The following is a 5,551-nucleotide window of genomic DNA, read 5'->3' on the forward strand; positions in this document are numbered from 1 at the left end:
GCCCTCCAGGCCATGGCCATGCTGCTCCATTCGCTCGACGACCACCTCCACGACGGCGAGCTTCCCGCAACGCACCTGGCCCTGCTCATACGGAGCGAGGCCTGGCGCCGCTACCGCGCGGGCATCGGGCTCCTTGCCGAAGGCGACGCCGCCATGCCGGTCCTCGCGGAAGACCTCATCGACGCCTATTACCGCGGAGTGACTGCGCTCGAGGTCCCCGATACCCTGGACGCCTACATGGAAAGATTCCGCGGCGAAATGGCGACCTGGAACGCCGCGCCGCTTATCCTCGCCCGCTTGCGCGGTTTGGATGACGATTCGCTTGGCGGTATTCGCCGCGCTTACGAGTGCTTCGGCATTGCCTGGCGGCTCCTCGACGACCTCCAGGACGCGGAGGAGGACTTCGCCGCGCGTCGCCGGACCGCGCTTTACATGACGCTCCCGCCGGAGGGTCGTGTTTGCTGGGAAAACGGCGAACGTAACGGCCTTCGGTCGATCATTGAATCCTGTCGCGCGGTGGAGCGCATATGCGGGATCATTCTGGAATTGCTCGAAGACGGCGCGCGGCGCGCCGAAACGCTCGGCATGCCCGGCCTCGCCGCGGAATACCGCGAGCTCGCAGGGCCGATCGCGGTCCTCGCGCCGGTTTTCGTCGGGGAACGAAGGCCCTCGAAGATTACCGCGCCGCCGCCGCGCGTGAGAACCTCAGCATCGAGCTCACCACGCGCTGCGGCAACGCCTGCGCGCACTGCTTTGTACGTTCCCAGGCGGCGAACCACGCGGACATGCCCTTCGACACGGCCGCCGCGGTTCTGCGCGACGCGCGTAAAGCCGGTTATCGCAGCGTCCACCTTACCGGGGGCGAGCCGCTGCTGTGGAACGGACTGTACGGCCTCATAGACGAGGCGTTCGGCCTCGGGTTCGAGTCGGTCTATCTCAACACGACCGGCGCGCCGCTTGGCTCGGGGGCCGCGACCTCCCTTGCGCGCTTCGGCAAGGCCCTGGCGCTCTCGATCAGCCTGCATGGCCCGGACGGTCTCAACGACCGTCTGCGCGGCGAAGGCGCCTCGAACGCGGCGCGGCGCGGAATCACGCTCGCCCTCGACGCGGGGCTGACTGTCGACGTGTTCGCCTGCGCCGGCAGAAGCCTGGTGCCTGAACTCCCGCGCTTCGCCGACGACCTCTTCCGCGCGCATCCGTCCGTGCGAAGCCTCACGCTCATCCAGCTCATCCGCACCGCCCGCGGCCCTTCGCCGATCGACGGCCAATTGCTCGCCCCCGCCGACTTCATCGCGCTGGTAAAGGCGGCCTCGATGTTGAACCTCTATGGCCTGCGCGTACGCATGCTCGAAAACCCGCTCGCCGGCGCCGCGGCCGCCGCCATAAAGATGTCCTGGCTGCCGGCCTCGCCGCCGCTCGTGCGCGCCGGAAGGCTCGTCATCCTTGCCGACGGTGCGATCGCCCTCGCCCACTCCGCGCGCGACGCGCTCGGCACCTTCGCGATGGGATCAATCGCCACGACGCTCGCCTCAGAGTCTTACCGCGCACTCGTCGCCGTCGACACCGAAACCTGTCCCACGTGTCGCCACGCCCCGCTCTGCCGAGAGGCCGGAATGACGCGCCCCTCGGAATGGTATCGTGATGGCGTGGAATCGCCGCCCTACTGTGTACGCGTGCTGGATATGGCTACAAAAGGATAGAATCGGGGTGATTGAAAAGCTATTACCAGTCTGACGAAACCCGTTAAATCATCAACGTTCTACTTGACCGACACCACGGGCACCTGACTAAACGGCAACCCTGTCATACCTTCCGATCAGGAGATGCGGCACACTTATATCCTCATCGAGCTCGTCCCAGTGGAGGCCGAAACCACCACCGCTCATTTCGAACTTGTTTCTCTGCTCCCCGCTCGCACGCCGCAGGCGTGGAAAATAGGCAAGCGGCACGGACAAAACTCTTCCATCGGTGAATTGCACCCATAGATTATAGTCGTCAAGCCAGACCTTCTGCGCCCGCGCGTCCCTCTCCAAAGAATTCATTCCATTCGATCGCCTGGAAAGGAAATCATCGTTCCATAGAATTCCGCATAAACCCGAATGCGCGATACCCCGGAACCGGTGTATCGGCGCCCCTTCCTACTTCCGCCGGAGCGCGACGATGGTGATGTCGTCGTCGGTGAAGCGGTCCTTCTTGCGGCGCTCGCCCTTCATCTCCTTTTTGACGGTCGCGCAGATCTCCGCCGGGGACATCGTCTTGGGCAGTTTTTCGAGCACACCGCGCAGGTATTCCTCGCCGCGCAACTCGCGACCGTCGCCGGAGGCGACTGCCATCCTGAAGCCCTCGTCGAGAAGGCCGTCGGTGTAGAGGAAGAGCAACGAGCCGGGCTCGAAGTCCATAACCGTCTCGTTATACTGCACCCCATTCCTGAAGCCGATGATGGGTCCGGCGGGCTTGAGGCGCGCCATGCCGCTGCCGTCCGACGCGGCAAACTGCGTTGGATGGCCGGCCGAGGCGAACCGGAACGTGCCGGTAAACAGGTCGATCTCGGCAATACAGCAGGTGAATACAATGCGGTAATTCGAGAAGCGCGAGCAGAAGCGCTCGTTGAGCGCGGCCAGCATCGCCGAGGGTGAGGCCAGCGCGCTGCGCAGCTGCCCGTACTCGGTCATGATGGTGATGGTGTTGAGCGAGGCGTGGATGCCGTGACCCGTGGCGTCGCCCAGGAAAACGCGGATTTTGCCCGGCGTGAACTCGTGCACGTCGTATACGTCGCCGCCGATGGCGAAGAGCGGGTCGTAGTCCACGTCGTATTCCACCGAATCGGTCTGGATGGTCCGGCGCATGAGCCGCGACAGGAAACCCTTCGCCACGCCCAGGTCCTTGGTGATGATGGCCTCCCAATCGCTCATACGCCGTACGGCCTCGTCGAGCGCCGCCGCGCGCGCCACCAGCGAGGACTCCGCCGGCCCTACGCCCTTGCGCATGAACGACTCCACCCGTTTTTCCATTGAGATCATGTTGCCGATGGCGAGCTGGTTCTCGACGCGCACCAGCACCTCCCTCGAGTTGAACGGCTTGAGAATGTAGTCGTTGCCGCCGTACTTGAACCCGTTCACAATGTCTTCCATGCCGCCGCGGGCGGTGACCATTATTATGGGAAGGTAGATGTCGTTGTAGATGGTGCGTATTTTGGCTGCCACCTCGTATCCGCTCATTCCGGGAAGCATGATGTCGAGGAGAACGATGTTCGGCATGTTCTCCTCGATGGCCGCGATCGCCTCCACGCCCGTGGAGACGGTGCGCACGCGATAACCCTGCGACGTGAGGAGTTCGACCAGCACGCGCAGGCTGCCCGGATCGTCGTCGACGACGAGGACGTCGATTTCCCTAACCCCGCCGGCGCGCCTCGGATAGTTTTCGGCCGCTTGTTCGCCTGGCGGCCCGCCCGGCCTGGTGGGCGCTGAGGGAAGGCAGACGGGATCGTACGCCGCAAGCCGTATGAAGGCGGCACCGTCGGGCGGGCTCGGCTGCAGCCACACGGTGAACAGACTCCCCTTGCCGACCTCGCTGATTGCGTTTATGCGCCCTCCGTGCATCTCCACAAGCTGGCGTGTGATAGCCAGACCCAGCCCCACGCCGCCGTGGCGCCGTATGTCGGCCGGCTCGAGCTGGTGGTACGGGCTCCAGATGCCCGCCAGGTTTTCCTTGTCGATGCCGCAGCCGGTGTCGCGCACCGAGATGTTTATGCCCTCGCCCTCGGTATGGGCGCTTAGCGTCACCTCACCCTTGTCGGTGTACGTGATGGCGTTCGCCAGGAGGTTCAGCACGATCTGCTCTATTCGATTGCGGTCGCCGATGATTTTCGGAAGCCCCTCGGCCACCTCGGCGCGGACCGTAATGGGCTTGTCGCCGACAAGCGCGCCGGCCAGCGATGCCATGCCGCGCAGCAGCCCGTGGATGTCGACCTCCTCCACGAATAGGTCGACCCTGCCCGCGCGGAGCTTGCTGAAGTCCAGTATGTCGTCGACAAGGCGCGAGAGCCGAAGGGCGCTCTGGCGCATGATCGCCAGGCTCTCCTTCTGCCGCTCCGTCGGCGGTTCGTCGGGGCTCATCTCCATGGTTTCGGCCAGGCCCGAGATGGCGTGCAGGGGCGTGCGCAGCTCGTGCGAGGTGGTGGCCAGAAACTCGTCCTTCATTTTGTCGATGACGAGGAGGTCGTCGTGCGCCTTTTCGAGGGCGGTGTGGACCTGTGAGTAACGCGAAGCAAGCACATACGCGAAAACAAGCGTCATCACGAAAAAACCTTCAACTACCAGGGGTGGTTTATTGATTATTACACTCAGAAAGACAAGGGCGCTGTATGTAATCGATGCCATCAATATCACGAGCGCAAAAAGAATTATTGCGGCAAATGGTCTTTTCTGTATTAGGGCTCGAGTATTAACACATAGCATATATATGAGCACAAGAACGATCGAAAGAATAAATGGATCATAAATATATTTCAGGAATATAAAGATATCACCCGTTAATAAGTATTCCGTGACAACGGACATGGCTAATACGTAATAAAAATATTGAAGTAATTTGGCGAATCTACTTAAAGGGATCCCCATGAATGAAAAAACAAAACCTATAAACATGGGCATAGCCATAATTCCACCGCAGAAAGCGAGTATATAATATGCCCAGCGGAAATCTATGATATATAAACTCAATCCATAAAAACTGAGAAGCCACATTCCTATGAAAAAACAGAGAAACGAGTAATACAGATAGTACCGCTCTTTGCTCCGAAGCCGATAGAAAAATAAATAATATATAAAAAGGAAAAACAGAATTGATGCGAGCGCCGCGTTTTGAAATACAATCTTTGTCCAGCGTATCTGTATTTCCCTCGAAGGACCAAGCTGAATACTATTGAATGAGAATCCACCCCAATACGTTGTTGCTTTTACCCTGAAGGCTAATACATTCATTCCCTGTTTTTGTAAATGAGAGGGAATAGCGACAACGCCTGGGAGTCCGACATGGTTCGACGCGTCAAAAGATAGATCACCACCGATACAGTAACCATTGAAAAAAACCTGCACCGGACCGTAACTAAGGGGAATTAAAATGCTGTAATCGCCTGTTTCTTTAATGAAGAGCTTTAGTCTATACCATGCTACGCCAATGAAACTCTCGCTTACACCCGGTAAAGATAAACCATCGCCAATGTTTTTTTCAATCCAACCAGCGTTGGAAATTTGTTTTTCCGAATAACTGGCATCGTCTCCTTGTCTGAATAACCACTTTCCGGTAAGAGAAATGATTTGGTTATCAGATATTACATCCACTTTGCCGCTATCCCCGCTCATTGAAAACAGCGGGGATAGCATTAAAAGCATGAATAAAACGATCAGCTTAACACGCATTGAAATCCATTGTCGTTGAAGCTAGATGGCGATTTTCTTCAGTAGCCTTGCTGGATGGAAACCATATCCATATACTCGAGAAGTCCTTCCTTGTGCAATAAAAGCTTATTGCAATCTTCCAATGATATACC

At 58.6% G+C, this 5,551-nt stretch carries 3 protein-coding genes; 1 reads left to right on the forward strand and 2 read right to left on the reverse strand.

Translation table 11 applies throughout. The features are described 5' to 3' along the window. The first annotated feature begins 527 nt into the window (after positions 1-527). A complete protein-coding gene (locus VLM75_01745; GenBank protein HSV95635.1) occupies positions 528-1,700 on the forward strand; it encodes a radical SAM protein in 1,173 nt (390 codons plus the stop codon). A gap of 87 nt (positions 1,701-1,787) precedes the next feature. On the opposite strand, the gene VLM75_01750 is transcribed toward VLM75_01745, so the two are convergent. Beyond that, on the reverse strand, positions 1,788-2,042 hold the full coding sequence (locus VLM75_01750; GenBank protein ID HSV95636.1) for a DUF2442 domain-containing protein: 255 nt from the start codon (positions 2,040-2,042) through the stop codon (positions 1,788-1,790). Between the two features lie 96 nt (positions 2,043-2,138). Next, positions 2,139-5,420: a SpoIIE family protein phosphatase gene (locus VLM75_01755; GenBank protein ID HSV95637.1), complete on the reverse strand. Its 3,282-nt coding sequence runs from the start codon at positions 5,418-5,420 to the stop codon at positions 2,139-2,141. Positions 5,421-5,551 lie beyond the last annotated feature (131 nt).

This window comes from Spirochaetota bacterium (genome assembly GCA_035477215.1).
GTDB lineage: Bacteria > Spirochaetota > UBA4802 > UBA4802 > UBA5368 > MVZN01.